The 14,975-nt window shown below is 73.1% G+C and carries 16 protein-coding genes; 5 read left to right on the forward strand and 11 right to left on the reverse strand.

The annotated features are described in order from the left end of the window. Position 1 precedes the first annotated feature (1 nt). A complete protein-coding gene (locus HD601_RS08330) occupies positions 2-952 on the reverse strand; it encodes a helix-turn-helix transcriptional regulator (RefSeq protein ID WP_221440701.1) in 951 nt (316 codons plus the stop codon). A 74-nt stretch (positions 953-1,026) separates the two neighbouring features. Between HD601_RS08330 and HD601_RS08335 the strand changes: the two genes are divergently transcribed. Together HD601_RS08335 and HD601_RS08340 are read left to right on the forward strand one after the other, a co-directional pair. Then, positions 1,027-2,028 (forward strand): ATP-binding cassette domain-containing protein, encoded by a 1,002-nt coding sequence (locus HD601_RS08335; protein ID WP_184829592.1) that lies wholly within the window; start codon positions 1,027-1,029, stop codon positions 2,026-2,028. Continuing rightward, positions 2,025-2,780 (forward strand): ABC transporter permease, encoded by a 756-nt coding sequence (locus HD601_RS08340; protein ID WP_184820948.1) that lies wholly within the window; start codon positions 2,025-2,027, stop codon positions 2,778-2,780. Before HD601_RS08335 ends, HD601_RS08340 begins: the two co-directional genes overlap by 4 nt. A gap of 144 nt (positions 2,781-2,924) precedes the next feature. Here the strand turns inward: HD601_RS08340 and HD601_RS08345 are convergent, their stop codons facing one another. Further along, positions 2,925-3,125, reverse strand: coding sequence for a type II toxin-antitoxin system VapB family antitoxin (locus HD601_RS08345; protein WP_184820950.1), 201 nt, complete (start codon positions 3,123-3,125; stop codon positions 2,925-2,927). 68 nt (positions 3,126-3,193) lie between these two features. Here HD601_RS08345 and HD601_RS08350 point away from each other — a divergent pair, with 68 nt between their 5' ends. Beyond that, on the forward strand, positions 3,194-3,730 hold the full coding sequence (locus HD601_RS08350) for a GNAT family N-acetyltransferase (protein WP_184820952.1): 537 nt from the start codon (positions 3,194-3,196) through the stop codon (positions 3,728-3,730). Here HD601_RS08350 and HD601_RS08355 read toward each other — a convergent pair. Beyond that, positions 3,727-4,383, reverse strand: coding sequence for a TRM11 family SAM-dependent methyltransferase (locus HD601_RS08355; RefSeq protein ID WP_184820954.1), 657 nt, complete (start codon positions 4,381-4,383; stop codon positions 3,727-3,729). The genes HD601_RS08350 and HD601_RS08355 overlap by 4 nt on opposite strands. 64 nt (positions 4,384-4,447) lie before the next feature. On the opposite strand from HD601_RS08355, the gene HD601_RS08360 reads away from it, so the two are divergent. Further along, the gene (locus HD601_RS08360) at positions 4,448-5,701 is read left to right on the forward strand and encodes a D-arabinono-1,4-lactone oxidase (RefSeq protein WP_221440703.1); all 1,254 of its coding nucleotides are present in this window, start codon (positions 4,448-4,450) and stop codon (positions 5,699-5,701) included. 158 nt (positions 5,702-5,859) lie between these two features. After that, a complete protein-coding gene (locus HD601_RS08365) occupies positions 5,860-7,776 on the forward strand; it encodes a beta-propeller domain-containing protein (RefSeq protein WP_184820958.1) in 1,917 nt (638 codons plus the stop codon). Here HD601_RS08365 and HD601_RS08370 read toward each other — a convergent pair. The 8 genes from HD601_RS08370 to HD601_RS08400 are packed head-to-tail and all read right to left on the reverse strand — an operon-like array spanning position 7,767 to position 14,800. Continuing rightward, positions 7,767-8,405, reverse strand: coding sequence for a DUF6624 domain-containing protein (locus HD601_RS08370; protein ID WP_184820960.1), 639 nt, complete (start codon positions 8,403-8,405; stop codon positions 7,767-7,769). The two genes, HD601_RS08365 and HD601_RS08370, sit on opposite strands and share 10 nt — an antisense overlap. A 52-nt stretch (positions 8,406-8,457) precedes the next feature. Continuing rightward, entirely contained in the window at positions 8,458-9,363 is a 906-nt protein-coding gene (locus HD601_RS08375) for a serine/threonine dehydratase (RefSeq protein ID WP_343076388.1), read from the reverse strand. Between the two features lie 56 nt (positions 9,364-9,419). Beyond that, a complete protein-coding gene (locus HD601_RS08380) occupies positions 9,420-10,109 on the reverse strand; it encodes an HAD-IA family hydrolase (protein WP_221440704.1) in 690 nt (229 codons plus the stop codon). Positions 10,110-10,114: 5 nt separating this feature from the next. Then, the gene (locus HD601_RS35525) at positions 10,115-10,621 is read right to left on the reverse strand and encodes a GNAT family N-acetyltransferase (RefSeq protein WP_221440705.1); all 507 of its coding nucleotides are present in this window, start codon (positions 10,619-10,621) and stop codon (positions 10,115-10,117) included. Then, positions 10,618-10,941: a DNA glycosylase AlkZ-like family protein gene (locus HD601_RS35530; RefSeq protein ID WP_221440706.1), complete on the reverse strand. Its 324-nt coding sequence runs from the start codon at positions 10,939-10,941 to the stop codon at positions 10,618-10,620. The genes HD601_RS35525 and HD601_RS35530 overlap by 4 nt, the downstream gene beginning before the upstream one ends. Then, positions 10,938-11,633 (reverse strand): DNA glycosylase AlkZ-like family protein, encoded by a 696-nt coding sequence (locus tag HD601_RS08390; protein WP_184820964.1) that lies wholly within the window; start codon positions 11,631-11,633, stop codon positions 10,938-10,940. Before HD601_RS08390 ends, HD601_RS35530 begins: the two co-directional genes overlap by 4 nt. A 3-nt stretch (positions 11,634-11,636) precedes the next feature. Then, positions 11,637-13,310 carry a DUF885 domain-containing protein gene (locus HD601_RS08395; RefSeq protein ID WP_184820966.1) on the reverse strand — a complete coding sequence of 558 codons (1,674 nt, stop codon included), beginning with the start codon at positions 13,308-13,310 and terminating at the stop codon, positions 11,637-11,639. Then, positions 13,307-14,800 (reverse strand): MFS transporter, encoded by a 1,494-nt coding sequence (locus HD601_RS08400; protein WP_221440707.1) that lies wholly within the window; start codon positions 14,798-14,800, stop codon positions 13,307-13,309. The genes HD601_RS08395 and HD601_RS08400 overlap by 4 nt, the downstream gene beginning before the upstream one ends. Positions 14,801-14,975 lie beyond the last annotated feature (175 nt).

The raw sequence follows: 14,975 nt of genomic DNA on the forward strand, positions 1-14,975 counted from the left end.
TCTAGGCCGAGCGGAGGAACAGCTCGCCCATGCCGCGGACGTAGTCGCGCAGCTCGGCCGGCGCCACGACGTCGAACTCGGCGCCGATCGAGCCCAGCGCGAACGCCGGCCAGTCCAGGGTGTCGACGTTCATGGTGAGCCGGCAGGTCGCCTCGCCGGTCGGCTCGATCGTGCCCCACCCCCACACCTGCCGCTTCACCCGGTCGGCCGGCGCCTTCACGTCGACCACCACCTGGTAGCGGGTCGGGATGGCGGCCAGCCGCTCGCTGAGGAAGGTGGCGGCGTCCTCGGCCGGCAGCTCGCGCGGGCGGAAGCGCTGGCCCGTCGTCGCCGGGTCGGAGAGCCGGTCGACGCGGAACGTGCGCCAGTCGTGCCGCTCGACGTCCCACGCGACGAGGTACCAGCGCCGTCCCCGCGACACCAGCCGGTACGGCTCGACCAGCCGGCCGGCCGGCTCGCCCTCGCGGGGCGCGTACCGGAACCGCAGCCGCTCGTCGTCGCGGCAGGCCTGCGCGAGGACGGTGAGCGCGGCGGAGTCGACGCGCGGTCCGCCGCCCGCGATGGACGGGACGGTGTAGGTGTGCAGCGCGTCGACCCGGCGGCGCAGCCGGGGCGGCAGCACCTGGACCACCTTGGTGAGTGCCCGCACCGACGTCTCCTCGATGCCGGCGACGGCGCCACCGGCGGCCGTGCGCAGGCTCACCGCGATGGCCACGGCCTCTTCGTCGTCGAGCAGCAGCGGCGGCAGCGCGGCCCCCGCCTGCAGCTGGTAGCCGCCGGCCACGCCCCGGGCCGCGTCGACGGGGTAGCCGAGCTCGCGCAGCCGGTCGACGTCGCGACGCAGCGTGCGCGGGCTGACGCCGAGCCGGTCGGCCAGCTCCTCCCCTGGCCAGTACCGATGCGTCTGCAGCAGGGACAGCAGCCGGAGCATTCGAGCACTCGTGTTCGCCATGTCTTCAGCGTCCTCGCAATTGAGGTCAGAAAGTGGCCGGAATGGATTCTAGCGTGGATCCCATGAACGCCACCATGATCCAGACCAACGGTCTGACCAGGCACTTCACGGTCAAGAAGGAGACGGTCGAAGCCGTTCGCGGGCTCGACCTGCACGTCGCGGAGGGCGAGCTGGTCGCCCTGCTGGGGCCGAACGGCGCAGGGAAGTCGACGACGCTGCGCATGCTGACGACGCTGATCCCGCCGACCTCGGGCACGGCGACGGTCGCCGGGTTCGACGTGGTCGCCCAGCAGCGCGACGTGCGCCGGGTCATCGGCTACATCGGCCAGGGCAACGGCGCGGCGCTCAGCCAGCGCGGCCGCGACGAGCTGGTCAGCCAGGGCCGCGCCTACGGCATGAGCGTCCGCGACGCCAAGGCCCGGGCCGACGAGCTCGTCGCCTCGCTCGACCTCGCCGCCGTCGCCGACCGGCCGACGTCGTCGCTGTCCGGCGGGCAGAAGCGGCGGCTGGACATCGCGATGGGCCTCATCCACGCCCCGCGGCTGCTCTTCCTCGACGAGCCGTCGACCGGCCTGGACCCGCAGAACCGGGCCAACCTGCAGGAGCACATCCTGAAGCTGCGCGCCGAGCACGGCACGACGATCGTGCTGACGACGCACTACCTCGACGAGGCCGACGCCATGGCCGAGCGGGTCATCGTCATCGACCACGGCACTGTCATCGCCGACGACACCCCGGCCCGGCTCAAGGCCGACCACGCGGGCGACCGGATCACGCTCGGCTTCGGGTCCGCGTCCGATGCCGGGCAGGCGGCCGCGCGGCTGGCGTCCCTGGCCGGCGCGACGGTGACCGTCGACGGCGCGTCGCTCGAGGTGCGGGCCGCCGGCGGGCCGCGCCTGGTCCCCGGGATCATTCGCGACCTCGACGCCGCCGGGATCGCCGTCGAGTCCACCGCCGTCAGCCGCCCCACTCTCGACGACGTCTTCCTCAACCTCACCGGCCGGAGCCTCCGCGAGGGCGGCACCGCAGCCGACACCGTCACCGACACCGCTATCGCCGAGGAGGTCGTGGCATGAGCAGCACGACTCTGGTCACCGACACCGTCACCGTCTTCAGCCGCGAGCTGCGGCCCGTCCTGCGCGACCCGTTCTCCGTCGTCTTCAGCATGATCCAGCCGCTGGTGTTCCTCGGGCTGTTCGCGCCGCTCCTTCCCGAGGTCGAGGGCGGCGGATCGGCGCTGCAGTGGTTCGTGCCCGGCATCGTGGTGATGTCGTGCCTGTTCAGCACCTCGTTCACCGGGTCGAACCTGCTGTTCGAGATCCAGACCGGGGCGCACGAGCGCATGCTGGTCACTCCGCTGCGGCGGCCGGCGCTCATCATCGGCCGGGCGCTCAAGGAGATCGTCCCGATGATCGTGCAGACGGCGATCATCGTGCTGGTGTGCGTGCCGTTCGGCTTCGACCTGCACGTCCTGGGCGTCGTCGTCGGCGTGGCGATCCTGTCCGTCATGGCCGTCGGGCTGGGCGCGCTGTCGTACACGCTGGCGCTGGCGTCGAAGAACACCGAGTGGCTGTTCTGGACGGTGCAGCAGACCGTGCTGTTCCCGTTGCTGCTCCTGGCCGGTATCCTGCTCCCGGTCGACGACGGTCCCGGCTGGCTGCGCGCGCTGTCGAGCGCCAACCCGCTCACCTACGTCGTCGACGCCGAGCGAGCCCTCTTCAACGGCGAGTTCCCCGCGTCGACGGTGCTGGCCGCGATGGTCGCGTCGGCGGCGGTCGCGGCCCTCGGCCTGGCGGTCGGCACCCGCGCGATGCGCCGCTCGTCCTGACTGCGATATCGAGGCCGGTCACGACGGACACCGTCGTGACCGGCCTCTCCGGCTCAGGTGATCAGGTTCCCTGGCGGCGTCTCAGTGACCGCAGACGAACATGATCACGCGGAGACACGGCACACATGGGCCGGGAAACCTCATTCATTCCGCTCGACGGCGCTCCCACCGGACGTAGTCCCAGTCCGCCGCAAGGACGGCGAACTGGTCGAGGGCGATACGGCGACGGCGAGTGACATATTCGCGAAGCGCGATGGTGACAGCGTGCTCTGCAGATGCAACGCCGGATCGGCGGTGGACTTCAGCGACGAGGTCCTGATCGAGGAGGATACGGGTCACCGGCATGTCGACCTCCCGATGTTGCTGGTAGACACAGGAAGTATGGACCTGGCCGTTCCGAGAACGCCAACGGTATGAGTGAGCCGGCCGTCGAGCTGCTGGAGCCGGAGGCGGCGGACGATGCCGCGCTGGTGGATCGACTGACCGGTCTGGTCAACGAGGTCTACGCCGCCTCAGAGACCGGGCTGTGGCTCGACGGCGCCAGCCGGACGTCCGCGGCCGAGATGGCGGGGTTCATAAGGGCCGGCGAGATCGCCGTCGCCCGCGTCGGGGACCGGACGATCGGGTGCGTGCGGATCCAACGCTGGGACGCCAGCACCGGCGAGTTCGGCATGCTCGCCGCCGACCCCGATCACCGGGGCGGCGGCGTCGGGCGGGCGCTGGTCCGCTTCGCCGAGGAGCAGAGCCGCGGCGAGGGCCGCACGATCATGCGGCTGGAGCTGCTGGTGCCGCGGACGTGGACGCACCCGGCGAAGGCCTTCCTCGCCCAGTGGTACGAGCGCCGCGGCTACCGGGTGGTCCGGCGCGGCACCATCGACGAGGACTATCCGCACCTGGCGCCGCTGCTCGCGACGCCGTGCGACTTCCTCGTCTGGCACAAGCCCCTCTAGGCGTCGCCGGGCTTCTGGAACACCAGGCAGTAGTCGCCGGTGAGCCACTCGGGCTGCTCGTCCCAGCACAGGAACGTCTCCTGCCGGAACGTCAGATGCTTGCCGACTATCTTCCCCACGTCCCACGCCAACGTCGTCGCGATGCCGTCGTCGATCATGTTGCCGACGTTGAGGACGAGGTGCCCCCAGGGCCGCAGCAGCCCGGCCACCTGGCCGAAGATCGCGTCCAGCTCGGACAGGTATGTGGTGTAGTCGCCGTCGAGGGTCTCGTAGGCGTTGAGCGGGTTCTCGGGGTGGTTCATCAGAGTCATGTACGGCGGCGACGTCAGGCACAGGTCGACCGGCCGGTCCACCAGCGCCGCGACCTTGCGGGCGTCGCCGGTGATGACCTCGCCGCGGCCCCCGAGCCGGCGCCGGACCATGTCCGCGCGCTCGGGCAGCAGCTCGACGCCCAGCCCGGACCGGCCCATCCGCTCGGCCACGACCAGCGTGGTGCCGAATCCCGTGAACGGGTCGAGGACCAGCTGGCCGGGCAGGGAGTACTCGGCGATCACGGTCTCGGCCAGGTTCTCGGTGAAGTGGACGTTCTCGTCGGCTTCGGAGTAGCGCTCGTTCTCGAGGTCGTCCATCCACTGTTGCAGCCAGGGCCTCATGCGCACCATCTTGCCGACCCGGCCGCCGACGCGCTCCCCGGACCCGGGCCGTACGCTGCTCGCTGTGAGCGCGGAACGGACGAACTGGGCGGGCAACCTCACCTATGCGGCCACGCGGGTGCACACCCCGGGCACGGTGCAGGAGCTGCAGGACCTCGTCGCACGCAGCGACCGCATCCGGGCGCTGGGCAGCCGGCACTCGTTCAGCGACGTCGCCGACACGACGGCCGAGCTGGTGTCGCTGGCCGGCCTGCCGTCGCACATCGAGGTCGACCGCGCGCACCGGACGGTGACCGTCGCGGCCGGCCTGCGCTACGGCGACCTCGCCACCCAGCTGCAGCGCAAGGGCTGGGCGCTGCACAACCTCGGCTCGCTGCCGCACATCTCGGTGGCGGGGGCGGTCGCCACGGGCACGCACGGGTCCGGCGACGGCAACGGCAACCTCGCGACGGCCGTGTCCGCCGTGCAGCTGGTGGGCGGCGACGGCGAGCTGGTCACCCTGCGCCGCGGCGAGCCGGACTTCGACGGCGCCGTCGTGGCGCTGGGCGCGCTGGGCGTCGTCGTGTCGCTGACGCTCGACCTCGAGCCGGCCTTCGAAGTGCGGCAGGTGGTCTATGACGACCTCGCGCTCAGCACCGCCGCGGAGCGGTTCGACGACATCTTCGCCACCGCCTACAGCGTCAGCATCTTCACCGACTGGGCCAGCGGGACGGCGCTCAGCTGGGTCAAGCACCGGGTGAGCGAGAGCGACGACTGGACGCCCGAGCCGTCCTGGATGGGCGCGACGCTGGCCGACGGCCCCCGGCACCCGGTGCCGGGCATGCCCGCCGAGTTCTGCACCGAGCAGCTGGGCGTCCCCGGACCCTGGTACGACCGGCTGCCGCACTTCCGGCTCGAGTTCACCCCCAGCAGCGGCGAGGAGCTGCAGTCGGAGTACCTCGTGCCGCGCGAGCACGCGGTCGAGGCGTTCGGCGCCGTCGCGAAGCTGGCAGACCGGATCGCGCCGGTGCTGCACATCTCCGAGATCCGCACCGTCGCCGCCGACGACCTGTGGCTCAGCTCGTCGTACGGCCGCGACGTCGCCGGCTTCCACTTCACGTGGAAGAAGGATCCGGACGGCGTCCGCCCGGTCATGGCCGAGATCGAGCGCGCGCTGGCCCCGTACGACGTCCGCCCGCACTGGGGCAAGCTGTTCACCGTCGACTCCGCCCAGGTGCGCGAGCGCTACCCGCGGCTGGACGACTTCCGCCGGCTGCGGGCCGACTACGACCCCGACGACACGTTCGGCAACGACTTCCTCGACCGCTACGTGGGCTGACCCGGGCGGCCGCGCGGAACCGGCCGGTCGCCGCCGCCGTCGAATCGGGCATGAGGCGGTGGTTTGCCGGCCTTGTCTCTTTGGGCATGCTCGCCGGTTGCTCGTGGGGTTCGGACGGTTCAGCTGGTCCGGATGAAGAAGACGGCCCGATCGCCGTCATGGGGCTGACGTACTTCGATGCCTGTGCGGACGTCCTGAATCACCTGAAGACCGAGGCGGGCGAGCGCGTGGGGCCGTACGGCCTCGGCGTCGGCGACCCTCGGCTCTACGCCGCGGGTGGCGCCGTCGCCATGGAGGACAGTGCCGTGGCCGCCGCTCCACAGGCGGCCGACGGCGCCGCGGGCAGCGCCGCCCGGCAGCCGCACTCGACCACCAACGTGCAGGAGGCGGGCGTCGACGAGCCCGACGTCGCCAAGACCGACGGGCGGCTGCTGGTGACGACGGCCGGCGGTGACCTGCGCGTCCTCGACGTCACCGGCGACACTCCGCGCGAGGTCGGCCGGCTCCGGCTGGTCGAGCCGCCGGTGCAGCCGCAGTCCGACGAACCCGGGGCGTACATCCTGCCCGATCCCGGCTACGTCGACGCGTCGGTGTTCCTGGCCGACGACCGCGCCGTGGTGCTGGTCCGGCAGAACTCGATGATCGCCTACGACCTCGCCGCCAGTACCTACCCCGCGGGCGGCGCGCCCACGACCACGACCACCGTCCTGCTCGTCGACCTCTCCGACCCGGCCCAGCCGGCCGTCGAGTCGACGCTCGTCGTCGACGGCAACTACGTCGACGCGCGCATGGTCGACGACACCGTCCGGCTGGTCGTCAGCTCCTACCCCACGCTGCAGTTCCCCATGGCGGAGGAGGACTGGAACAAGCCCGAGGACGTGCTCACCGAGCGCAACCAGGGCATCGTCGCCGACTCCACCATCGAGGACTGGCTGCCGGCCTACACCTTCACCCAGGGCGACGCCGACCCCGTCACCGGGCAGCTGCTGGACTGCGAGCAGCTGAGCCGCCCCGACGAGTTCGCCGGGTTCACCACGCTCAGCGTGCTGACGTTCGACCCCGCCGAGGGGCTGTCCGCCGACGGCGCCGTGGGCGTGCTGACCGACGGCGACACCGTCTACGCCAGCGAGGACCGGCTCTACGTCGCCACCACCCGCTGGGGCGACCCGTTCCCCGTCGAGGCCGACGAGCCCGATGCCTCCCGGCTGGTCCGGCCGGCGCCGGAGACGACCACCGTCACCACCGGCATCCACGCGTTCGACATCACCGGCAACGTGCCCGCGAAGTACCTCGCGTCCGGCGAGGTCGAGGGCCGCATCATCGGCCGGTACGCGATGTCCGAGCACGAGGGCGTGCTGCGGGTCGCCACCACCCTCGACTCCTGGAACGGCACCACCGACACCAGCGAGAGCGTGCTCTACACGCTCGAGGAGGGCGACGGCGAGCTGATGCCGCTCGGGCAGGTCGGCGGGCTGGGCAAGGGCGAGCAGATCTACGCCGTGCGCTACTTCGGCGACACCGGCTACGTGGTCACGTTCCGCCAGATCGACCCGCTCTACGTGCTCGACCTCTCCGACCCCGCGAACCCGGCCGTCACCGGAGAGCTGAAGATCACCGGCTACTCGTCCTACCTGCACGACGGCGGCGACGACCGGCTCATCGGGGTCGGCCAGGAGGCCACCGCCGAGGGTCAGACCGTCGGAGCGCAGGTGTCGCTGTTCGACGTCGCCGACCCCAGCGCGCCGGCCAAGCTCGACGGGCACGTCGTGCCGAACGCCTGGTCGCAGACCGAGTGGGACCCGCAGGCGTTCCTGTTCTGGGCCGACACCGACCAGGTGGTCGTACCGCTCGAGACGATGACGGGGCCCAGCGCGCTCGTCGTCCGGCTCGGCGACGACACCGTCACCGAGCAGGGCCAGATCACCCGCACCGAGGCGCCGCGCGAGGGCTGGACGCAGCTGCGGCGCACCATCGTCGTCGGCGACGCCCTCTACACCGTGTGGCAGGACGGCGTGCAGGCCAACGGGCTCGACGACCTCGAGCCGCGCGGCTGGGTGCCGTTCGGTCAGCCGTAGGAGGTGGGGCTGGCGCCGGCGCTCGCCGCCGCCTCGGCGGCGCAGGCCTCGTTCAGGGTGGCGAGGTAGTCGTCGAGCGGCTCCAGCCCGACCTCCGTCCTCCGCTCGTCGACCGTCTCGGGGTCGGCGAGCGGTGCCGGCTGCGGCACGCCGTCGACGCAGCCGATCTGGGTGCCGTAGACCTGCTCGCCGCCGGAGTTGAGCCCGACCCGGTCCTCCAGGTACGCCAGCTCGGTGGGGTCGGCCAGCCCGGCCTCGACAGCGGGCCGCATCAGCTCCAGCGCCTCCTGCTGGAACTCCAGGTCGAGGTCGGAGTGCTGGGCGATGACCCAGGCCGCGGTGGCGCCGTCGTCGCCGACCAGGTCCGACCCGGGCCAGCCGTGCTCCTCGACGATCTCGCGCAGCCGGTCGGTGCGCTCCTGGTCGTTCCACTCGCCGGTGAACTCGGGCGAGCGCTCGGTCTGGTCCTGCTCCATCATCTCCAGCAGCTCCGCGCGCAGGCCCTCGTCGGTCTCGCGCTGCGTGGCCGACGGCGTGGGCGTGGGCGTCGCGCCGGCCGACGGATCGTCCCCGCCGTCGGAGCAGGCGGTGAGCAGCAGCACCATCGCGACGATCGCAGGGCGGATCATCGGCACAGTATGGCGACGCGGACGGCCGTTGGGAACGGCTCGGGCGCCCCGATCAGCGGTCGGTGTTGGCCCCGCACAGCACGATGCACGCCAGCTCGCCGGGCAGACGGCCGGCCAGCCACGCGGCGAACGGCACGGCGGCGGCCGGCTCGACCAGCAGCCGGAACTCGTCCCAGAGCCGGTCCCGTGCTGCGAGCAGCTCGTCATCGGTGACCAGCAGGGACACCACCGGCGAGGCGCTCAGGACGGCGAACGGCAGCTCGCCCACACGGGTCGCGCCCAGGGCCGACGCCGCGACGGAGTCGACCGGAGAATCCACCGGCTCCCCCGCCTCCAGCGCCCGGTGCAGCGCGCAACAGTGCTCCGGCTCGACGGCGACCGTGGTGCGCCCGCCGATGGCCAGCGCCGTCCCGGCGGCCAGCCCGCCCCCGCCGACGGCCACCGCCACCGCGTCGACGTCCGGCGCCTCGGCCACCACCTCGGCGGCGACCGTGCCCTGCCCGGCGATGACATCGGGATGGTCGTAGGCGGGCACGTAGCGGGCGCCGGGCTCGGTGGCGGCCTCCGTGGCGGCGGCCGCGGCCTCGGCGTAGGTGCTGCCGTGGCGGACGAGCCGGGCGCCGCCCTGCTCGATGCGGCGCGCCTTCGTCTCAGGGACCGTTTCCGGCACGTACACCGTCGCCGGCAGCCCGAGCAGCGCGGCCGCCGTCGCGACCCCGAGCCCGTGGTTGCCGCCCGACGCCGTCACCACGTGCTCCGGCCGGTCGCCGCCGAGCAGCGCGGTCAGCGCGCCGCGCAGCTTGAACGAGCCGCTGAGCTGCAGGTGCTCGAGCTTGAGGACCAACGGCCTGCCGTCCACCTGGGTACGGAACAGCGGCGTGGGCCGGATGTACGGGGCGATGGTGGCCCGGGCGGCGGCCACCGCCGCCGGCCCCGGCAGACTCGTCGACGTCGTCACCGTCCCACCTTGTGCCCTCCGGCCTCGGAACTCCAAGCCGGGGTGCTGAGCGGGTTCTATGCGAGGTGGGCGGCGAGGTCGTGCAGGGTGGCGATGCGGTCGCGTTCGCCGGCCGGGCCGGTGCCCCGCCGGTCGAGGTGGACGGCGCGCAGGCCGGCCGCGCGGGCGGCGACGACGTCGAGGTCGTGGTCGTCGCCGACGTAGAGGACGGCTGCAGGGTCGAGGCCGAGGGCCGAGCACAGGCCGGCATAGGCGCGCGGGTCGGGCTTGGCGCACCCCAGCACGTCGGCCGTGAGGACGGGGCCGACCCGGCCGGTCAGCCCGATGACCGCGAGCTTGTCGTGCTGCATGTCCTCGGGCCCGTTGGTGAGGATGCCGGTGCGCAGACCGGCCGCGGCCACCAGCGCGAGCGCCGCCTCGGCGTCGTCGAAGCGCTGCCAGCCGGAACGGTAGGCGACGAAGTAGTCGGCCCACAGCGCGTCCAGCCCGGTGGGCTCGAGCGCGGGCCGCCCGAGCAGCTCGAGCAGTCCGGCGATGCGGCGGCGGCGCTGCTCGGCCATGCTGACCAGGCCGGCCCGCCAAGCGCCGAAGTGCAGGTCCTGCAGCTCGAACCAGGCGGCCGTCAGCTCGGGCGTCGCCGGTCCGTGGAAGCCGGCCAGCCAGGTGCCGAAGCCGCGCGATGCGGAGCCGGAGTGGTCGAAGAGCGTGTCGTCGAGATCGAACACCACCGCCGCGAGCTCAGCCACGCCCTTCACCCTATGCGGGGGCGGATCCAGCGCCGTTCGCCGTCCTCGTAGTGGTCGGTCGGGTGCAGGCCGGCCCGCCGCGCGACCGCCTCGGAGGCCGCGTGGTCGGGGTGCACGTGCGCGACGACGGTGTGCACCCCGCGCGCGTCGAGCCACCCGACCAGGGCCGCGGCCGCCGCCGTCGCGTATCCCTGGCCCTGGAAGGCGGTCCCGACGACCCAGGCGATCTCGGCCTGCCGGCCCTCGTCGGTGACCGTCGCCTGCACGTAGCCGACGGCGCGGGAGTCGGGCCGGCGGCGCACGACCCAGTTGAGCCACTCCTCCGAGCCGTCGGGCGAGCGGCCCGCCGCCAGCCTCTCGTACCGCGCCCGCAGCTCCGGCAGCGTCGGCGGCGCACCCCCGATGAACGCGTACAGCGCGGGGTCGGCCAGCACCTCGGCCATGTCCGCGGCGTCGTCCACGGTCAGCGGCACGAGCTCGAACCGCTCGGTCACCACCCGGCCCCCGCTCACAGCACGCTCACCGCGACCACAGCGGGTGCTCCCAGGAACGCGCCCAGTTCGTCGGCCGCGACCTGCAACGCCCGCGACTCGGCGGCGTCGAAGGGTTGGTACAGCGCCGCCTCGACGACCACCTCGTCCTTGCGGACGCTGCGCTTCCACCGGCCGGCGACCTGGGTATCGACGACGATGACCCCGTTGGGCAGCGCGAGCTTGTCCGGCACCGCTGCGACCAGGCCGCCGAGGTCCAGCAGGTACTTGCTCTGGGTATAGCCGACGATGTACTCGTCGTACGCCTGGAGCAGCCGCACCGACGGCGACGGTGCCGTCACGGGAGTGTCGCCCGGCGCGGACCAGTAGGTGAGGCCGTCGACCTCGGTGCGCTCGAGCGCGTCCGCGGCGAGCGACAGTCCGGCGGCGATGTCGGCACCGCATCGCGGTCCAGACTCGCCGCCTGCGGAGCGCGCTCGTCCAGCAGGGCGTAGGTGTGCTGCCTGCCCTTCAGCGGCCCGCTGCAGATCACCCGCTCGAGCTCGGCGTGGATGAGGATGTAGCCGAGCCGGACTCGCACCGCACTGATGCCGTGGCGGTCCAGCATGGACGCGACCTCGGCTCGGGTCAGATGGTTCCCGCCCGCGAGTGCGCCGGCGATCAGGTCCGTGCCGCGGCGCAACACCTCGGCGTCGAGGCCGGTCGCCCGATAGGCATAGGCGTTCAGCGCGTGCACGCGCGGCGCGGTCAGCTCCAGCAGCCAGCGCAGGTCGGCCGGGGTGACGAAGTGCCACGTCGGGCGCAGCACGTGGGTGCGCAGGATGGCACCATCGTCGAAGGCGCGGTCGAGGTCGGCGTCGCCGACACCGGGGCCGAGCCGCTGGGCGATCGCCCATTTCGCCGGGTGGTAGTCCTGCGACTGCAGGCCACCGAACCAGCCCACCACGTCGGCGGCGTCGGCGAACGACGCGGGTTGCGTGTCGCCCAGGCCGACGGTGCCCAGCCGGCGGCGGATGAGCCCGACCTCGTCCACGGGTCAGTCCTGCCGCGCCGCCCAGGCACCGACGACCTGATCGAGCACGCCCATGGGGAGCGGGCCGTTGCCGAGCACGAGGTCGTGGAAGCCGCGCAGGTCGAACCGGTCGCCCATGGTGGCCTCGGCGGCGGCCCGGATGCGCTGGATCTCCAGGCGCCCCACCATGTAGGCGAGCGCCTGGCCGGGCGCGGAGATGTACCGGTCGACCTCGGTCTCGATCTCGATCTGGCTGGTCGCGGTGTTGGCGACCATGAAGTCGACCGCCTGCTGACGGCTCCAGCCCTTGGCGTGCAGCCCGGTGTCGACGACCAGCCGGCAGGCGCGCATGGAGTCTTCGCTCAGCATCCCGAGCAGGGCGACGTCGTCGGAGTAGAGGCCCATCTCGTCGGCCAGCCGCTCGGCGTAGAGGCCCCAGCCCTCGTCGAACGCGGTGATCGAGGCGAGCCGGCGCAGCAGCGGGAGGTCGGTGAGCTCTTGGGCGATGGTGAGCTGGAAGTGGTGTCCGGGGACGGCCTCGTGGAAGGCGACGGACTCGGCGCCGTAGCGGTCGCGCTTCTCGGCCTCGTGGGTGTTGGCGAAGTAGGTGCCGGGACGGCTGCCATCCAGGGCCGGCTGCATGTAGTAGGCGCCGGGCGCACCCGGGGCCTCGGACGCCGGCACCGCCTCGACGACGCAGCTCTGCGACGGCAGCCGGCCGAACCACTGCGGCGCGACGCGCTCGGCGCGCTGGATGGCGGCGCGCGCGGCCGCGAGCAGCTCGTCGCCGTCGCGCCAGCGCATGGCGGGGTCGGTGCGCAGCCGGTGCAGGATGGCGGCCTGGTCGCCGGTGCCGAAGACGCGGCCGCCGATCTCCGCATACTCGGCGGTGAGCCGGGCCAGCACGTCGAGGCCGGTCTGGTGCAGCTCGTCGGGCGTGCGGGTGGTGGTGGTGTGGGCGCGGGCGACCCGGGCATAGAACTCGTCGCCGCCCGGCAGCCAGCACAGCCCGGCCCTGTCGTCGGGGCGCCCGTGCGGGACGACGTCGGCGGCGACGGAGTCGCGGTAGCGGGTGATCGCGGGGTGGACGACCTCGGTGAGCAGGCGGTCGCGCTCGGTGCGGAACGCGGCGGCGTCGGTGCCGCTGCCGGCGGCCGGCTCGGGCCGGCGGAGGGGGTCGTCGGCGGCGTTGGCGACGTAGCGGGTCCAGTGCGCGACGGTGGCCTCGGCCAGCCGGCGCACCGGCAGCCGCCCGGCGGCGATGCCCGCGCGATGGCGCTGAGTGATGGTGTCGAGCAGGGCCGGCAGCCCGGCCAGCCGGGCGAGGTAGCCGTCGGCGTGCGCGGGCTCGGAGATGCCGATCATGGTCAGCGACGAGAGCGAGGCGCTGGCCGGAGCGAAGAAGGAGTCGGTGACGGTGTACTCGACCGCGTGGGTGGCGAGGTGGTCCAGCTCGGCCTCGGCCTGCTGCAGGATGACCGCCCGCGTGATGCGGTCGGCGTCGTCGAGACCGGCGGGGTCGACGGCCTCGGCCCGCGCGGCGACGGAGGTCAGCCGGCCGGCGAACGCGGCCTCGCCGGCCTCGGTGTAGTCGGTGAGGCGGTCCTCGCGGTCGCGCAGCCCGAGCAGCGAGGCGTCGACCGGGTAGGCGTCGAACAGGAGGTCGATGAGCTCGTCGGCGAGCTGGGCGATGGTCATGCGGAACTCCCACGGGGTCTCGGCGTGGGAGAGACGCTATCCCGGCGGACCGACAGGGCGACAACGGTTGACGCCAGGACCGAAACGAGGACGGCGCTCACCGTCGCGGCGACGGCGATGCCGCCGGTGAACGCGTCGCGCGCGGCCGCCAGCACGACCCCGTCCGTGGACGACGCGACGACCGCGCCGAGCGTGTCCGCCCCGGCGTCCGCCCCGGTGTCCGCGCCCCGGAACACCGCCGTCACGACGCTGCCCAGGACCGCGATGCCGAGCGCGCCGCCGAGCTGCGGCGCCATGGACGACAACGCGGCGGCCGCACCCGCACGCTCCGGCGGTGCCGCCCCGATGACCTCGTCCGTGGCCAGCGCCATCATCGGGCCGAACCCCGCCGACACCGCCACCGACCCGGCCACCATCAACCCCAGTCCGGACGTCGCGGTGAGCTGGGTGAGCAGGACGAAACCGGCAGCTGACACCGTCAGGCCGGCACCGATCACCAGGCTCGGTCGCAGCCGCCGGGTCAGCCGGGGCGCCAGCAGCGAGCCGGCGATGACCCCGAGCGCCGACGGCGCCGTCCACAGTCCCGCCTCGAGCGGGTCGAGGTCCTTCACCAGCTGCAGGTACTGGGCCAGGTAGTAGTTCGCGGCCCAGAGCACGAAGATCCCGATCGTCAGTGTCGCCACGACCACCGAGAACGCCCGGTCCCGGAACAGCCGCACATCGACGACGGGGTCCGCGAGTCTCCGCTGCCGCGCGACGAAGACGACACCGACGACCAGTCCGGCGACGACGGCGCCCACGGCACTCCAGCGCTCCCCGTCGGCGGCGATCTCCTTCAGCCCCCACACCATCGGCAGGACGGCACCCAGCGACAGCCCGACGCTCGCCAGGTCGATGCGGGCGGCGACGGCGGCCCGGTGTTCCGGCAGCAGCACCGGCCCGAGCGCGAGGATCAGCACCATCACCGGCACGCCCAGCAGGAACACCGAACCCCACCAGAAGCGCTCCAGCAGCGCTCCGCCCACCAGTGGCCCGATCGCCGTGCCGCCGGCCACGCTGGCGACGACGATCCCGAGGGCGACCGCCCGCTGCCGCGCCTCGCCGAACAACGTCGCCGCCAGGGAGAACGCCGACGGCATCAGCGTCGCCCCGGCCACGCCGAGCAGCGCGCGGGCGGCGATGAGCAGGTCCGGCGTGGGCGCGTAGGCCGCGAGCGCCGAGAGGACCCCGTACGCCGCGGCCCCGATCATCAGCAGTCGCCGCCGGCCGATCCGGTCGCCCACGGCGCCGAGCGCCAGCGTCGAGCCGGCCAGCAGGAACGCGTAGACGTCGACGATCCAGAGCAGCTGCGTCCCGGACGGCCGCAGGTCGGCGTCGATGGCCGGGAGTGCGAGATGGGTGACGGTCAGCTCGAGCGAGGCGAGCACCGCCACCACGCAGAGGACGGCGAGCCCGGCCCAGGCCCGGCGGGGGTCTTCGGTGATGGTCACGGAGCCAGGGTCCAATCTCAACCATTGTTGAGGTCAAGTCGTGCTCGCGGCCGGTTCGGGTACAGGGGGCCGCATGAACCCCTCTGCCGACGACCTCCCCGCCCCGCCCGACGGCGTCGACCCGGCCACCGTCGCCGCCGTCGGCGCCCTGACCGAGGCGCTCGAGACGACCGAG

This window comes from Jiangella mangrovi (assembly GCF_014204975.1).
Taxonomy (GTDB): domain Bacteria; phylum Actinomycetota; class Actinomycetes; order Jiangellales; family Jiangellaceae; genus Jiangella; species Jiangella mangrovi.